The following is a 16891-nucleotide window of genomic DNA, read 5'->3' as shown; positions in this document are numbered from 1 at the left end:
CGAGGTGTTATGTAAATAAGTAATCAATATACAATTTATGAAACCTCCCACATCGGGAGGTTTTTTTATTTTAATCAAATATGCAAAATTCAGCAACAATTATAATTGCAATTATCATTATTCGTATCACATGACGAGTCAGGATTCTATTTGCCAATAAAGCCTTTCTCTGTCAAAATAGCGAAAGGCTTTTTTTTTAAAACCTAAAACTTACTAATCAACAATGAAACAAGAATTTACAATAACACTTTTCAGTGAAAAGGAGGAAGGATTAATCAGCAAAACAGCTCTTATTTTGACCCGAAGAAAAATAAACATAAACAGCTTCTCGGTAATTTTTTGTAAAACAGTAAATTTATATCGTTTTACGATTACAATTCTTGAAACAGAATCGACAGTTCAAAACATAGTGCATCAAATGGAGAAAATCATCGAAGTTTTTAAATGTTATTTACAGACTAAAACAGAACTTTCAACTCATCAAATTCTACTTTTAAAACTTTCTAATTCTGATAAAAGAAAAAAAGAAATTACATCAATTATCGATGCTTTTCCAATTTTTCAAGAAAATGATTATTGCGTTTACATCAGCAAAACACACAACGAAACAATCTTACAATTAGACACACTAATAAACGAATTAGAACTAATAGATTCCTTTTAATTCCAAATACTAAAAAAATGACTTTATTTACAGCAATACAACAAGCACAAAAACAGTTACAAAATGTTGTCCCCACTACTCCACTGATTGAGAACCTAAACTTATCAGAGGAATTTGGCGCAACTGTTTTACTAAAACGTGAAGACCTGCAAGTCGTTCGATCCTACAAAATTAGAGGAGCCTATAACAAAATCAGTTCTTTGACAGCCGCCGAAAAAGAAAACGGAATTGTCTGTGCCAGTGCAGGAAATCATGCGCAAGGTGTTGCTTTTTCCTGTCATCTTTTGAAAATAATAGGCAAAATTTATATGCCAAAAACCACACCCAAGCAAAAAGTAAAACAAGTACAGTTGTTTGGAAAAAAATATGTCGAAATTGTTTTGACAGGCGATACTTTTGATGACGCTTACGCAAAATCCGTAGCAGACGCCACAGAAAACAGCAAGACATTTATCCATCCTTTTGATGATTTAGAAGTCATCGCAGGCCAAGGCACGGTTGGCTTAGAAATTTTGGATACCTACAAACAACCCATCGATTATGTCTTTGTTCCCATCGGTGGCGGCGGACTGGCCTCTGGACTTTCAACTGTATTCAAAGAACTCAGTCCTACCACCAAAATCATTGGTGTAGAACCTCTTGGCGCACCTTCGATGAAAACTTCGATTACCAATCATAAAAACACAGCATTAGAAACTATCGATAAGTTTGTGGATGGGGCTGCAGTCAAACAAGTAGGAGATCTGACATTTGAAATTTGCCAAAAAAACTTAGATGACATTATACTGGTTCCCGAAGGAAAAATATGTACCTCTATTTTGCGCTTGTACAATGAAGAAGCAATGGTGGTCGAACCTGCCGGAGCCTTGACTATTGCGGCGTTGGATTTTTACAAAGAACAAATAAAAGGAAAAACGGTTGTTTGTATTGTAAGTGGAAGCAACAACGACATCGAAAGAACTGCCGAAATCAAAGAACGTTCATTGCTATATGAAGGCTTAATGCATTATTTTATGATACAGTTTCCTCAACGTCCCGGTGCATTGAAGGAATTTGTAAACGACATCTTAGGCCCCGACGATGACATTACTTATTTTCAATTTGCCAAAAAAAATAGCCGCGAAGTAGGATCTGTAGTTGTTGGAATCGAACTAAAGAATCCGAATGACATTCACGCCATCAAAAACAATATGGATAGCAAAGGATTCGAATACCGATACCTAAACGAAAAGCATGACCTATTCACCCAATTAATAGGATAAATTAACAGATCTTTTTCTGTCGATTTTCTAATTATAGGCTACCTTTGGGTAAGCTATTTTATTTCCAAAAAAAAATGACACACAAAGACATAACAAACTTAGAAGATATCAAATTAATGGTAGACACATTCTACTCGAATGTGAGAAAAGACGAACTAATTGGTTCTATTTTTGATGAAAAAATAGGCGACCGCTGGCCAGAACATTTGGAGAAAATGTATCGTTTTTGGCAAACTATTCTGCTAGAAGAACATACGTATTCTGGAAGCCCTTTTCCTCCACACAAACAACTCCCTGTCGAGAAAAAACATTTTACTCGTTGGATGGAAATTTTTGGTGAAACAATAAATTCTCTTTTTGAAGGCCCTCTAGCCGAAGAAGCAAAACTGAGAGCCAAAAATATGGCCGAAATGTTTAATTACAAAATCGAATATTTCAGACACGAAGCGAAGCATCCGCTTTTGTAGAAAAAAAACGCACTAACTAAAATTACCGCAGGTTACTTATTTGTAAACTGCGGTATTTTTATTTAAAAAAAGAGAATTACTTTGTCATTCCGAGGTACGAGGAATCACATAACGTTTACTATTAGTGTGATTCCTCGTACCTCGGAATGACAAAATGCTGGCTATTAATTAAATTTCAATAAGCTAAAAATCATTTAGATCAAATTATTTTTCTTTCCAAAATTCTAACCTTCTTTCTAAAGAACCACAACTTCAGAAATTCTTGGCTTAAAAAAATTCCTTTTCGCCTCTTAATATTGTAATTTTGTAGCTATAACTATATCGATTTCGCGATGAGCTCAAAAATAAAAAGTAATCCGTTATTGGATCGTTTGCCAAAGCATTTGAAACAATTTATCAAACCTCAGGATTACAGCGAATACACACCAATAAACCAAGCGGTTTGGCGGTATGTAATGCGCAAAAACGTCGATTATCTTTCAAAAGTAGCACACAGTTCGTACCTCGAAGGCTTGAGAAAAACCGGTATTGAGATAGACCACATTCCAAGTATGTACGGCATGAATCGAATATTGAGTGAAATTGGATGGGCAGCCGTTGCCGTTGATGGTTTTATTCCTCCAAATGCCTTTATGGAATTTCAGGCCTATAATGTTTTAGTCATCGCTTCCGATATTCGTCAACTGGAACATATTGAATACACTCCCGCTCCCGACATTATTCACGAAGGAGCCGGCCACGCTCCAATTATCGCCAATCCCGAATATGCGGAATACCTGCGCCGTTTTGGAGAAATAGGTTGTAAAGCCATTTCTTCGCATAAAGATTACGAAATGTACGAAGCTATTCGGTTACTTTCTATTTTGAAAGAAGCCGAAGACACACCACAATCCGAAATCCAAGCTGCCGAAAAAGCCGTGGAAGACCTGCAAAACAATATGGGCGAATTATCCGAAATGGCTCAAATAAGAAACCTACACTGGTGGACTGTAGAGTACGGCTTAATAGGCACATTGGAAAATCCAAAAATTTACGGTGCCGGATTATTGTCTTCCATCGGAGAAAGTGCTTGGTGCATGACTGATAATGTAAAGAAAATCCCTTATGATTTCTCGGCTGCAACCCAAAGTTTTGACATCACCAAATTACAACCGCAATTGTATGTCACTCCCGATTTTGCTTTTTTGAGTCTCATTCTGGAAGAGTTTGCCAATACCATGGCTTTACGCACAGGCGGATTATCTGGACTAAAAAAACTAATTCATTCCAAAGCATTGGGAACTACTGAATTGAGTACTGGTTTACAAATCTCAGGTGTTTTTACAAATGTAATCGAGTATGAGGGAAAACCAATTTACTTTCAAACTACAGGCAAAACAGCTTTGTCCTATCGTGAAAAAGAATTGGTTGGACACGGAATCAATAGCCATCCCGAAGGATTTGGCAGTCCAATCGGTAAACTAAAAGGCATCAATCTGGCAATCGAAGACATGAGTCCGCGTGATTTAAAAGCCTACAATGTTTATGAAGGTCATACCACCACATTGGAATTTGAAGGCGATATCAAAGTAGTTGGAGAAATCATTACTGGAAAACGAAATCTTCACGGAGAGATTATACTTATTTGCTTTAAGAACTGTACGGTGACACACAGAGACACTGTTTTGTTCCAACCCGAATGGGGCAATTATGATATGGCTGTGGGCAAAAAACTGGTTTCGGCTTTTTCCGGCCCTGCCGATGTAAACAGTTTTGATCTGATTTCGCATATAACTTCAAGCAAAACCATAAAAGCAAAACATACTGCCGAAAGAGACGATCTTGAAGTACTGTACCAAACCGTGAGAAACATTCGCGAATCGAATGACACAACGACTTCATTGGAACCTATTTTTGAAAAACTTCAAAATAATCATCCTAACGACTGGCTACTTTCTGTGGAATTGGCTGAACTTTTGCACACACGAAACGAAACAAATTTATTGCAACAAGTCCTTTTACATTTGGAAAACCTAAAAAAACAACGCCCCGAAATCAAAAAATTAATTTCGAATGGTTTGGAATTGATTTTTGAAAATGAAGATATGACACATTGAAAAAACTAACACTTATTATTTACCGCAAGGACGCAAAGCTTTGTGTCCCTTGCGGTTTCTTATCCTTGCGCTCCTTGCGTTTAAAAAACTTCAAACATTAATCACTTATCTATATCTATTCGCGGTTAAATCTTTTTACAACTTCAAATCCTGTTGCAATTCTTTTTCGTTTGAGATTTCTTTACCATTGTATTGCAGTTTCCAACCCATAGTGTTGGTAAGAATCAGAATCTTGGAAAGTTCACTTATCAAGCGGTTTTGGGCATTGGATTTCAAGGTAGATTTCTCAATTTTCTTAGCTAAATTGGCTTTTACCGATTTATTAATTTTGTTATAATCATCCCCGGTAAACGGATTCATCTGACTTTGTTCGACATCATAAAACTTGATATCGGGGCTAATTTTTATTTCTTCTTTGGGAATACTAATAATGGTAATGGTTTTATTGGCTTCGTCTACTTCATATTTCATTTGATGCAAATCATATGAAATACTAACATCAGCATTGACAATTACCAATGCTTTTTTCTCAAATGAAAGCATATCCATCATATACTTTTGCTGGTTTTTGTAGGTCACCACTTCTGAAAAATGCCCTTCTGTAACAACCAATTTACCAACATTGACTATTTGTTGTTGAATCAAATTGGTATTATAATCTAATGAAGAATCATCTTCTTTTTTGAATTCACAATATTTGAATGCCAAAACAATTGCCAAAACAATTACGGCTCCAACGATTATTCTCTTTATCATATTAAAATTTCATAAATGAATATTGAACTGCTAATTTCGCTATTTTTTCCTTCAAATGAGCTTCAAACTTTTGATGACTTTCTGAATTAGGATTGAAAGGGCGGTGTTGCAATCCTTTTTGAATACTTTCCACTTCATCCATTGTAGGATAAGCAGTTTCTGAAATAGCGGCTTCCCTGAATCGTTTCCAGATATAATCAATCGCAACCGAATTTGGATGCAACATATCTTCGGCATAAAAACGATAATCACGGAGTTCATCCATCATGATTTCGTAGCTCGGAAAATAGTTTATCGTTTGTTGTTTATTGTTTGTTGTTTCGAAAATCGATGTAATTAAATGCGCTTTACTAACCTGATTTTCGACAAAACCGTCTTTGAGATGGCGCACAGGCGAAACAGTAAAAATGAAATTACATTTTGGATTTATCGATTGAATGAGCTGTACTGTTTTTTTGATACTTTCCTCAATGGTCGCAACAGAAAGCAATTCTTTGGTAAACTGTTTTTGCGGCACTTTATGGCAATTTGCGACTATGATGTCTTTATCGCTATTTCGATACGCCCAAGAAGTCCCATACGTGATAATAACATGGGAGGCTTCCTGTAATTGTTTTTTGGTTTCCACCAAAATTTGATTCAGATTTGTAAATAATTTCGATTTATCAGAATGACTTAAATCCGAATGCACTTCAAAACAATGCCATCGCTCGTTGTGAAAAAAAATATCTTCTTCAGTAAATAAATCATAATTAATCACTCTATCTACAATCTTCTCAATTGAAACCGGATTGAAAATAATTCCGAATGGATTGGTTGCGCTTTGAAATTTAAAATACTGAAATTTATCACCCATATTTTCCGCAAAACAAGAACCCAACGAAACTATTTTGGAGTTGTAGTTTATGGGGTTGGGATTTTTGGGAATAGCTATTTTGGTTCTGAAATTCATTGTTTTTATTTGTAATCCAATTTTATATATCTAGCCAAGTCTTTGATTAAACTCTTTCTCGCAAAGGCGCAGAGTCGCAAAGAATTCAGTGTAAAACTTTGCGTCTTGGCGACTTTGCGAGATCCATATTTAGAAAAAACTTATCGAGAAATGCTTAACTTAATAACATTGTCTGCGCCTTTACTAGAAACAAATTTAACAAAATCCTATTGAGAAACTGCTTTAAACAATAAAGAGAAAAAAGCTAAAGATTATTTACGATTCTGGTAATTCCATTTTTTATCAATGATTCATTGAAATTAATCAGTAATCCTAATTTCATCCCCGTTACTTTTAGATAAGTTAAAAGTTGTTTGGGATGTACATTTGCAATCTGTTCAACCGATTTTATTTCTACAATCACTTTATCTTCAATTATCAAATCAGTTCTAAAACCGATGTCCAAAAACACATCATCCCAAATAACTGGTAAAGGCTTTTGTCTTTCAATATTCAAGCCTCGTTTAGTCAATTCATAATAAAGGATTGCTTCATAAACCGACTCCAATAATCCAGGCCCTAGCTTAGTATGAATTTTATAAGAAACATCAACAATAATCCTAGAAATCTCGTTTTCAGTCATTTTTTTATTTCTAGACAATATACTAAAAATCTCGCAAAAACACAAAACACAAAGTAATATTTATCAAACAAAACCTTTGCGCCTCTGCGTCTTTGCGAGACTTAATATGAATTATGCGAGAACTACTTCACAAACTCAACCGCCTTTTCCAAAGCCTCAGCAATTCCATCAGCATTTTTACCTCCTGCGGTAGCAAAGAAAGGCTGCCCTCCTCCTCCACCTTGGATGTATTTCCCTAATTCACGCACCACTTGGCCCGCGTTTAGTTTTTTGTCTGCAACTAATTCTTTGGAGATATAACAAGACAACATTGGTTTTCCTCCATCGGCGGTTGCCAATACCAAGAATACATTTGTTCCCAAAGTTCCCAAATCATAAGCTAAGTCTTTGGCTCCTTCCGGACTCAAATCAACTTGTTTGGCAAGGAACTGAATTCCGTTAATTTCCTGTAATTCTTTTGCTAACTCCCCTTTCATGTTTTTAGCCTTATCTTTCAATAAAACTTCCAATTGTTTTTTAAGAGAAGTATTTTCGTCTTGCATCGCCTGAATAGCTTTTACAGGATCCGTTGCGTTTTTCAACACTTCTTTAATTTCATAAAACGAAAGCAATTGCGATTCAAAAAATTCTTTGGCCGCTTCACTCGTAATAGCTTCAATACGACGGATTCCGGCTGCAACAGCCCCTTCCGAAGTAATTTTGAAATGCCAGATATCACTTGTATTTGGAACGTGAGTTCCTCCGCACAATTCCACCGAATCACCGAATTTAATCATTCGAACCAAATCACCATATTTCTCACCAAACAAAGCAATTGCACCTTCTTCCAAAGCTTGATCCTTAGAAATAGCTCTTTTCTCAATCAAAGGCAAACTCTCGCGGATTCTTGCATTCACGAAATCCTCAACTTCTTTAAGTTCATCATCCGTTACTTTAGAAAAATGAGAAAAGTCAAAACGCAACGAAGCATTTCGAACCATCGATCCTTTTTGCTCAATATGCGTTCCCAATATTTTTCGCAATCCTTGGTGCAACAAATGCGTTGCCGAGTGATTTGCTGATGTTTTTGCTCTTTGTTTTTCATCAACAACAGCCGTAAAACTTTCAGTTAAATTATCAGGAAGTGATTTGGCAAGATGTACCGTTTGGTTGTTTTCTTTTTTGGTATCGATAATATAGATAATATCACCGTTTTGGGCTTCCAAATATCCTTTATCTCCAGTTTGTCCACCACTTTCTCCATAAAAAGGCGTAGCATTAAAAACCAACTGGTAAATTTCACCGTCTTTCACACTGTCCACTCTACGGTATTTGGTGATTTTCACATTGTGTTTCAATCGGTCGTAACCCACAAATTCCTGAACATCATCTTCAACCAAAACATTCCAGTCTCCGGCTGTAACTTTAGAAGCAGCGCGAGAACGTTCCTTTTGCAACTGCAATTGTTCCTGAAAACCTTTTTCGTCCAATTGCAATCCTTTTTCAGACAGAATCAAAGCCGTTAAATCAATAGGGAAACCATAAGTATCATACAATTCAAATGCTTTTTTACCATCGATTATTTTACCTGATTGATTTGCAATCACAGCATCGAGCAACACCAATCCCTGATCAAGAGTTCTCAAGAAAGAACTTTCTTCCTCACGAATTACATTCGAACATAACGCTTTTTGTGAACGAATTTCAGGGAAAGAACCGCTCATTTGTGCGCTCAACGTTTCTACCAATCGGTATATAAAAGGCTCTTTGGTATTCAAAAAGGTAAAACCGTAACGAATCGCACGACGCAAAATTCTTCGAATTACGTAACCAGCTCCCGTATTTGATGGCAATTGACCATCGGCAATGGCAAAAGCCACCGCACGAACGTGATCTGCAATTACACGAATCGCAATATTTACTTTTTCCTCGGCCTCATTTTTGGCCTTAATTGTATATTTAGTTCCGGTAATCGTTTCAATTTCTCTGATTAGCGGAGTAAAAACATCGGTATCATAATTCGACTGAACACCTTGCAAAACCATACAAAGACGTTCAAATCCCATCCCTGTATCCACGTGCTGCGCAGGCAATTTCTCTAGCGAACCATCAGCTTTACGGTTGAATTCCATAAATACATTGTTCCAAATCTCCACCACGTGCGGGTGATCGGCATTGACTAAAGATTTACCAGAAACCAAAGCTTTTTCTTCAGCAGAACGAATATCAACGTGAATTTCAGAACACGGCCCACACGGTCCTTGATCTCCCATTTCCCAGAAATTATCTTTTTTGTTTCCAAGAATAATTCGGTCTTCGTCAATCAATGTTTTCCAAATATCCCAAGCTTCCTGGTCAAAAGGCACATTTTCTTCAGCATTTCCCTCAAAAACAGAAACATACAGAATATTTTTCGGGATTTTATAAACTTCAGTCAACAATTCCCACGCCCAGTGAATGGCTTCTTTCTTGAAATAATCGCCAAAAGACCAGTTCCCCAGCATCTCAAACATCGTGTGGTGATACGTATCAATCCCCACTTCCTCAAGGTCATTATGCTTTCCAGAAACACGAAGACATTTTTGCGTATCGGCAATTCTGTTGCTTTTTGGAGTTCCAAGGCCAAGAAAATATTCTTTAAACTGCGCCATTCCCGAGTTGTTAAACATCAAGGTTGGATCATCCTTAAGAACAATCGGAGCCGATGGAACAATTAAATGCCCTTTACTTTCAAAAAAATCTAAAAATTGTTTACGTATGTCTTGTGATTTCATATTTAAATTAAAAAATGTGATAATTAGAAAATGTGATAATTAGACAATTTGAAAATGTGACAATTAGACAATTAAAAATTATCTAATTATCTAATTGACCCAATTACCTAAATTATTTATTATTAAAAAAATAGAAGAACAACTGAAACATTTATTAAATTTGTTCGACTTATCCTTAACTAATTTGCAAAAATAGGGTATTTTAAAATATGGCGAAAGTAAAATATTATTACGATTCAGCAAATCTAGCCTTTCGGAAAATTAAAACCAGAAAAAGAAAAAAATTTGGTTACGTCGTTCTGTTTTTATTGGCCTCGGCATTGTTTGGATTTTTGACTTTTGTCGTTTTACTGAACACTCCTTATTTTGATACACCAAAAGACCGCGTATTGGAAAGACAAGTGGAAAATTTAAAATTGAATTACGCCATTTTAAACAAAAAAATGGATCAAATAGATGATGTGATCGAAGATCTTGAAGATCGGGACAATAATTTATACCGTGTTTATTTTAACACTGCTGCCATTCCTATAGATGAACGTAAATCGGGTTACTCAAAAAAAAATCGTTACGCTGCTTTGCAGGGATATGACAATTCAACATTGGTAATCAATACTACTGAAAGAGTAGACGCTTTGAGCAAGGAACTAGCTATTCAATCCAAATCACTGGATGAAATTGTAAAACTCGCCAAAGCCAAAAGCCAACTTCTTTCGGCAATTCCAGCGATACAGCCTGTAAAAAATGAAAATTTGAAACGAATGGCCTCAGGTTTTGGTTACCGAACCGATCCTTTTACCAAAGCAAAAAAAATGCATGAAGGAATGGATTTTACGGCCAAATCGGGAACACCAATCTACGCCACCGGTGACGGAGTTGTAGAAAGAGCAGACAATACCGCTTCGGGATACGGGAATCACGTCGTTATCAGGCACGGTTACGGTTACGAAACGCTTTATGCTCATTTGAGTAAATACAATTGCCGACCCGGGAAATCAGTCAAAAGAGGCGATATCATTGGTTATGTAGGTAGCACAGGACGTTCAGAAGCGCCACATTTACATTATGAAGTACACAAAAACGGAAAAGTGGTTAATCCTCTCAATTTTTATTATGGCAATATTTCGGCAGTAGAATACGTTGCTATTTCTAAGATTGCGAACCAAGAGAATCAGTCTTTGGATTAATATTCCAGTCAGCAGATTTCAGTTTTCAGATTTCAGTCTGAACGAAAAAGAAAAGATAAATACATTTTAAAAAACATTCAAGAGAAAACATGCACATAGAATTATCAGCAGATAAAAGATATTACAGCATAGGCGAAGTGGCCAAGGCGTTTAATGTTAATGCATCCCTGATTCGTTTTTGGGACAGCGAATTTGACATCCTGAAGCCAAAGAAAAACGCCAAAGGAAACCGAATGTTCACGCCCGAAGATGTAAAAAACCTTCAGCTTATCTATCATTTGGTCAAAGAAAGAGGATTTACTTTGGAAGGAGCCAAAATCCATTTGAAAGAAGGACAAAAGAAAACAATGGACAAATATGAAATCATCAGTAAACTAGAAGCCATAAAATTGCAATTGACCAATATTAAAAATGAGCTTTGACAATATCAATGTCAAAAATCAATTGTAATGACAATTTCACTAATCATTAAATAACAAATAAAACAATTAAATATTAAACTTAAAATTAGACAAACATGAAAAGATTTTTGCCTTGGATTATAGTAGCAGTAGTAATCATTGGAATTTACAGCTGGGCTTCTGGAATTTATAATAACGCAGTGACACTTGAACAAGACGTGAAAGAAAGCTGGGGAAATGTTAACACTTCTTATCAAAGAAGAAATGATCTTATCCCAAATTTAGTAAACACCGTAAAAGGGTATGCTGAACATGAAAAAAGTACTTTAACAGCTGTAATCGAAGCTCGTGCCAAAGCTACTGCAATAACAATTGACCCAAAAAACGTCACTCCAGAACAACTAGCTGCATTCAATTCTGCACAATCAGGAGTTTCTTCTTCTTTATCAAAATTATTGGTTAGTGTTGAGCAATATCCAAACCTGAAAGCTGATGCAAGCTTTATGAAATTACAAGATGAACTAGCCAGTACCGAAAATCAAATTTTGACAGCTAGAACTCGTTTTAATGAAGCGGTCAAGCCTTATAACAATAATATTAACACTTTCCCAAGAAATATCTTGGCAGGAATATATGGCCTTAAAGAAAAGCCTTATTTCGAAGCAGTAGCTGGCGCAGACAAACCTGCTGAAGTAAAATTCTAAGAACGATTTAAAATTTTTGGTTAACGATTTTTGACACGAGCGAAAGCGAACTGACGAAGTATTTCAAAATAAAATCAAAAATCGTTAATCTCCATTCAAAAATCATCAATCCAAATGTCAAAAGTAGAACATTTTTTAAGCCAAGAAGACGAGCAAGAAATTGTTGAAGCTATTCGCGTAGCCGAGAAAAACACTTCGGGCGAGATTCGAGTTCATATCGAAAAAACAACGTCCTTGGTTCCTTACGAACGTGCCAAAGAAGTTTTCCATGAATTGAAAATGAATGAAACCGAATTGAAAAATGGTGTTTTAATCTATTTGGCAGTAGAGGACAAAACCTTTGCTATTTGCGGGGACAAGGGCATCAACGATGTTGTCGTAACTGATTTTTGGGATAGCACTAGAGATGCCATGGTAGCCCAATTCAAACAAGGAAATTTTAAACAAGGATTAATTGATGGCATTTTAAAAGCTGGAAATGAATTAAAAAAATATTTTCCTTGGCAGGAAGGAGACACCAATGAATTGTCAAACGAAATATCAAAAGGATAACCAATGAAAATTCCAACATTAAAAAAATTAAATTCCAACGGGATTTTTCAATTAGCATTCTTACTGATTGTACTTTTTTCAAGCAATTGTGTCTTCTCTCAATTTACAATTCCAGAAAAACCGAGTTTACAAACTTCCGTTTATGATTATGCCAATCTTTTGAGTCCAGAGGAAAAAGCCCAACTCGAAGAAAAACTCATTAAATATTCGGATTCGACAACAACCCAAATTGTAGTAATTACTATCGAAAGCCTCAAGAACGAAAACGTTAATATTCTCGCTACCAATTGGGGGCAAAAATGGGGAGTTGGAGGAACTCAAAAAGACGATAATGGTGTTATAATACTTTTGGCCAAAAACGAACACAAAATAGCCATCAATCCTGGTTATGGTCTCGAAGACAGATTAACCGCCGGAATTGGTGGAGAAATAATTAGAAATATTATTATTCCCGAATTCAAAGCCGGAAGTTATTATCGTGGTCTAGACAAAGGAACCGATGCGCTATTTGATGTTTTCAAAGGCAAATACAAAGGAGAACGCAAACAACAACACAGAGAAAAAGAATTTCCGCTTTTTCCATTCATTATCATTGTTCTCATCATTTTGTTTTTATTTTCCAAAAACCGAAATTCAGGCGGTGGCAATTCCGGTAACCGAGGCGGAGGCGGAGGCCCTAGCCTACTCGACGTAATTATCCTAAGCAATCTCGGAAGAGGTTTCGGTGGCGGTGGAGGAGGCTTCGGAGGTTCATCTGGAGGTGGCTTTGGCGGCGGAGGTTTCGGTGGCGGCTTTGGCGGTGGCGGATTCTCCGGTGGAGGCTCCAGCGGAAGTTGGTAAAAGTATAATTTAGAAAGAGAGTTCGGTAAGGACTCTCTTTTTTGAAATTAACCACAAATTCACAAGTTAGATTTCTTCTCGCAAAAGCTCAATGTTTAGAACCGATTTCTTTGCGTCTTCGTGGCTTTGTAAGAATCATATTTACAAATAAACAAGAAATTGTCCCACTTGAACCCCAAAAAAAACAACATTATTTTGCAGGCGAAAAATTTTAAAAAAAAATTAAAAAAAAGTCTATATTTGAATCGAAAATTCATTCCATAAAAGAATTTATCTAATTTTATATCATTATAAAAAATTAATTGCCCAAATGCTTTCACACAAAACCAAATACGCTCTTAAAGCACTTCTTTATCTAGCTCAGCAAGATGAAAACCATATTTCAAGAACTATTGAAATTGCGGAAGGAGCCAATATTCCAAAAAAGTTTTTGGAACAAATACTTTTGGATTTAAAAAGAGGCCATTTTGTAGGTAGTAAACAGGGAAAATACGGCGGATATTACCTTTTAAAAGACAAAGAAACCATTACTTTGGCCGATATTCACCGATTATTTGACGGAGCAATCGCATTACTTCCTTGTGCTTCATTAAATTTTTATGAGCGTTGCACCGATTGCCAAAACGAAGCGGAATGCCATCTACGACACGGATTGGTCGCTATTCGAGATGAAACTTTGAAAGCAATGCAAGGCATTACTATCGCCTCATTAGTAAAAAAATAAAAAAATATTTTCTTAGTTCTACTATTTTTATAGAATTAATTATATATTTGCATCAAATTAAAAAAGATAATCAAGTAAATTTTTACCCTATGCAAACAATTAGCTATAACAAAATTGAAGTCAGGCCCCAAACCAAAGTCACCGTTCATTCAAGTGTAGAAAAAAACATCAGTCAACTGATGCGTATGTGTATGTGCTAGAGCAAAAAAAATTTAAAATTAAATTCTACTAATTACATATAATTTACATAACAATGAGAACTATATCAATAAAAACAATATCAAGTATAATACTACTATTCATTTTTTCATCTTCCTGGGCACAAAGTCAAATTAAAGGATTTGTGAAAGACAACCAAAATAACTCTTTGCCGGGAGCTAACATTCTTATAAAAGGCACAAAATATAATACCGTATCTGATGCAGAGGGGAAATTCAGCATAGACACTCACGAAAAACTTCCTTTTACCCTTTTGATACAGTATGTGGGTTATACTTCCAAAGAAATAAAAATCAACCAACCAACGGAAGCTCCCTTGGAAATAAGCTTAACGCCAGAAGGCGAAAATGTCTTGGTCGAAGTAGTAGTTTCTTCCAGACGTCGCATAGAAAAAGCACAGGATATCCCAATTGCGGTATCAGTTGTAACCGGAAAACAAGCAGAACAAACAGGCTCATTTAATGTGAACCGCATCAAGGAATTGGTTCCTTCAGTACAATTATATTCTTCAAACCCAAGAAATACAGGTATCAATATTCGCGGACTTGGTTCTCCATTTGGACTTACTAATGACGGTATAGATCCAGGTGTAGGTTTCTATGTTGACGGTGTTTATTATGCACGTCCAGCAGCAACAACTTTAGATTTTATTGATGTGGATCAAATTGAGGTACTACGCGGGCCACAAGGATCATTGTTTGGAAAAAACACAACTGCAGGAGCTTTTAATATAACTTCTCGCAAACCAAGCTTTACTTCGGGTGCCGATTTTGAAGTTAGTTACGGAAATTATTCTTATCTACAAGCAAAAGCATCTGTTACAGGAGCTTTGGCAAAAAAATTAGCAGGACGATTATCATTTTCGGGTACGTCACGAGATGGTTTAGTTGAAAACATTGCCACAGGTAGATCAACCAATACCTTGAACAACCAAGGATTTAGAGGACAATTATTGTTTACTCCGACAGAAAACACCAATATCACTTTGTCTGCCGACCTTACCACTCAACGCCCAGATGGATATGCTCAAGTTGTTGCGGGTGTCGCTCCAACGCAAAGAGCCGCTTACCGTCAATTTAACGCTATCATTGCCGATTTGAATTACAAATTACCAACTTTGAATGCTTTTGATCGAAAAATTGACCACGATACTCCATGGCGTTCTGGACAAGATCTTGGTGGTGCATCCCTAAATATAGACACAAAAATTGGAAAAGGAACACTTACCTCTACTACAGCGTGGCGTTTTTGGAATTGGGATCCATCAAATGACAGGGATTTTACAGGATTACAACAACTAGCAAAATCACAAAATCCTTCGAGACAAACACAAATTACCCAAGAGGTTCGCTACGCAGGACAAATTGCCAAAAATTTAACTGGTGTTGCAGGTGTCTTCTTCATTGACCAAACTGTAAAAACAAACGGAACAGAAGAATCTGGTAATGCACAATGGAGATTTGCTCAAGACAGTCCTAGTAATACCCCTGCTGGTGCATTATGGAAAACCCCAGGACTTCTTGAAGGATATGGAATAAAAACCGTTTCGAGTATTAGATCATCCAGTGCCGCAACTTTCGGTCAATTGGATTGGGCGGTCACTGAAAAACTTCATATTTTACCTGGCTTACGATACAATTTTGACAAAAAAGACGCCGATTACAACCGTAAAACGTACGGTGGACTTCAGACCACAGATCCAGCATTAATAGCATTAAAAAAGAAGGTTTATACTGATCAAGCTTTTTCATCAAGCACTGATAACACGGACTTTTCTGGAAACATAACAGCATCTTATAAAGCAACTGATAAAATTAATGTTTATGGTACTTATGCGAAAAGTTACAAACCAGTTGGGGTGAATGTAGCTGGACTTCCTACACCAGCAGCAGGTCAAACACTAGCTGATCTTGCAGTAGTTAAACCGGAAAGTGTAAACCATTATGAAGTGGGTGTAAAAACATCTCCATTTAAAAACTCAATATTGAATTTGACAGCTTTTGATACCGAAATTAAAGATTATCAAACCAATGTTCAATCTCCTGAATTAGGCGTTAACCGCGGATATCTTGCAAACGCAGATAAAGTACGAGTAAGAGGTTTTGAAGTTGATGCGAGTATAGTAGCAAACAAAAATTTAAGTTTCAATGGAGCATTATCCTATACTGAAGGAATCTATCAAAAATTTACAAATGCCCCATTACCTTTGGAAGAAACAGGAGCAGCGGTTTCATTCAAAGATGTTTCAGGAACTGATTTGCCAGGTATTTCAAGATGGGCTGGAACTTTGGGAGGAGAATATTCTAGAGACGCAAAATTCTTCGGAAATAACGGAAAAATATTCCTAGCAATCGATTCTTATTCTCGTTCTTCATTCTCATCGAGTCCTTCTGCTTCAAAATATCTAGTGGTTCCAGGCTATTCTATTTTCAATGGTCGTCTTGGTTTCCGCGCATCAGAAGGATTATCAGTTCATATTTGGGGACGTAACCTTTTTAACAAAAATTATTATGAGCAATTATTGCCTGCCGGAGGAAACGCAGGACAATATGCAGCAGTACTGGGAGACCAGATTACTTATGGAGTTACATTAAAGTATTCTCTATAATCATTTCATAAAATCACAAAGTTAACTTGACATAACAGACAAGTTAACTTTGTCATTTCTATTTATTTCAAAAAAAACAAAAAA

General features: G+C 36.3%; 15 protein-coding genes. 11 read left to right on the top strand and 4 right to left on the bottom strand.

What is annotated here, in order from left to right; genetic code table 11:
- Positions 1–223: 223 nt before the first annotated feature.
- The 4 genes from EM308_RS07640 to EM308_RS07625 all read left to right on the top strand — a co-directional run bounded on the left by EM308_RS07640 (position 224) and on the right by EM308_RS07625 (position 4489).
- Entirely contained in the window at positions 224–664 is a 441-nt protein-coding gene (locus tag EM308_RS07640) for an ACT domain-containing protein (RefSeq protein ID WP_051877653.1), read from the top strand.
- 17 nt (positions 665–681) lie between these two features.
- Positions 682–1926 carry a threonine ammonia-lyase IlvA gene (gene ilvA, locus EM308_RS07635; RefSeq protein ID WP_035634533.1) on the top strand — a complete coding sequence of 415 codons (1245 nt, stop codon included), beginning with the start codon at positions 682–684 and terminating at the stop codon, positions 1924–1926.
- Between the two features lie 74 nt (positions 1927–2000).
- Positions 2001–2393, top strand: coding sequence for a group III truncated hemoglobin (locus EM308_RS07630; RefSeq protein ID WP_035634530.1), 393 nt, complete (start codon positions 2001–2003; stop codon positions 2391–2393).
- A gap of 332 nt (positions 2394–2725) precedes the next feature.
- The gene (locus tag EM308_RS07625) at positions 2726–4489 is read left to right on the top strand and encodes an aromatic amino acid hydroxylase (protein WP_035634527.1); all 1764 of its coding nucleotides are present in this window, start codon (positions 2726–2728) and stop codon (positions 4487–4489) included.
- Positions 4490–4624: 135 nt separating this feature from the next.
- Here the strand turns inward: EM308_RS07625 and EM308_RS07620 are convergent, their stop codons facing one another.
- The 4 genes from EM308_RS07620 to alaS form a co-directional block, all read right to left on the bottom strand.
- The gene (locus EM308_RS07620; protein ID WP_035634524.1) at positions 4625–5245 is read right to left on the bottom strand and encodes a DUF4230 domain-containing protein; all 621 of its coding nucleotides are present in this window, start codon (positions 5243–5245) and stop codon (positions 4625–4627) included.
- 1 nt (position 5246) lies between these two features.
- Entirely contained in the window at positions 5247–6197 is a 951-nt protein-coding gene (locus EM308_RS07615; protein WP_035634521.1) for a GSCFA domain-containing protein, read from the bottom strand.
- Between the two features lie 244 nt (positions 6198–6441).
- Positions 6442–6819 carry a GxxExxY protein gene (locus tag EM308_RS07610; RefSeq protein ID WP_035634518.1) on the bottom strand — a complete coding sequence of 126 codons (378 nt, stop codon included), beginning with the start codon at positions 6817–6819 and terminating at the stop codon, positions 6442–6444.
- Between the two features lie 122 nt (positions 6820–6941).
- Positions 6942–9572, bottom strand: coding sequence for an alanine--tRNA ligase (alaS, locus tag EM308_RS07605; protein ID WP_035634517.1), 2631 nt, complete (start codon positions 9570–9572; stop codon positions 6942–6944).
- A gap of 209 nt (positions 9573–9781) precedes the next feature.
- On the opposite strand from alaS, the gene EM308_RS07600 reads away from it, so the two are divergent.
- The 7 genes from EM308_RS07600 (at position 9782) to EM308_RS07570 (ending at position 16807) form a co-directional block, all read left to right on the top strand.
- Complete coding sequence (locus EM308_RS07600; protein WP_035634515.1) at positions 9782–10759, top strand: M23 family metallopeptidase; 978 nt, start codon at positions 9782–9784, stop codon at positions 10757–10759.
- An 89-nt stretch (positions 10760–10848) separates the two neighbouring features.
- Positions 10849–11181 (top strand): MerR family transcriptional regulator, encoded by a 333-nt coding sequence (locus EM308_RS07595; RefSeq protein ID WP_035634512.1) that lies wholly within the window; start codon positions 10849–10851, stop codon positions 11179–11181.
- Between the two features lie 95 nt (positions 11182–11276).
- Positions 11277–11864, top strand: coding sequence for a LemA family protein (locus EM308_RS07590; protein WP_035634511.1), 588 nt, complete (start codon positions 11277–11279; stop codon positions 11862–11864).
- A 114-nt stretch (positions 11865–11978) separates the two neighbouring features.
- Positions 11979–12416 (top strand): TPM domain-containing protein, encoded by a 438-nt coding sequence (locus EM308_RS07585; protein ID WP_035634509.1) that lies wholly within the window; start codon positions 11979–11981, stop codon positions 12414–12416.
- A gap of 3 nt (positions 12417–12419) precedes the next feature.
- Entirely contained in the window at positions 12420–13256 is an 837-nt protein-coding gene (locus EM308_RS07580) for a TPM domain-containing protein (protein ID WP_035634507.1), read from the top strand.
- 310 nt (positions 13257–13566) lie between these two features.
- Positions 13567–13980 carry an RrF2 family transcriptional regulator gene (locus EM308_RS07575; RefSeq protein ID WP_035634502.1) on the top strand — a complete coding sequence of 138 codons (414 nt, stop codon included), beginning with the start codon at positions 13567–13569 and terminating at the stop codon, positions 13978–13980.
- Between the two features lie 253 nt (positions 13981–14233).
- Positions 14234–16807 (top strand): TonB-dependent receptor, encoded by a 2574-nt coding sequence (locus tag EM308_RS07570; protein ID WP_035634498.1) that lies wholly within the window; start codon positions 14234–14236, stop codon positions 16805–16807.
- Positions 16808–16891: the final 84 nt, after the last annotated feature.

The organism is Flavobacterium gilvum, from assembly GCF_001761465.1.
GTDB classification, from domain to species: domain Bacteria; phylum Bacteroidota; class Bacteroidia; order Flavobacteriales; family Flavobacteriaceae; genus Flavobacterium; species Flavobacterium gilvum.
Note: the sequence above shows the minus strand (reverse complement) of the source record. Positions and strands in the feature narration are given on the sequence as shown.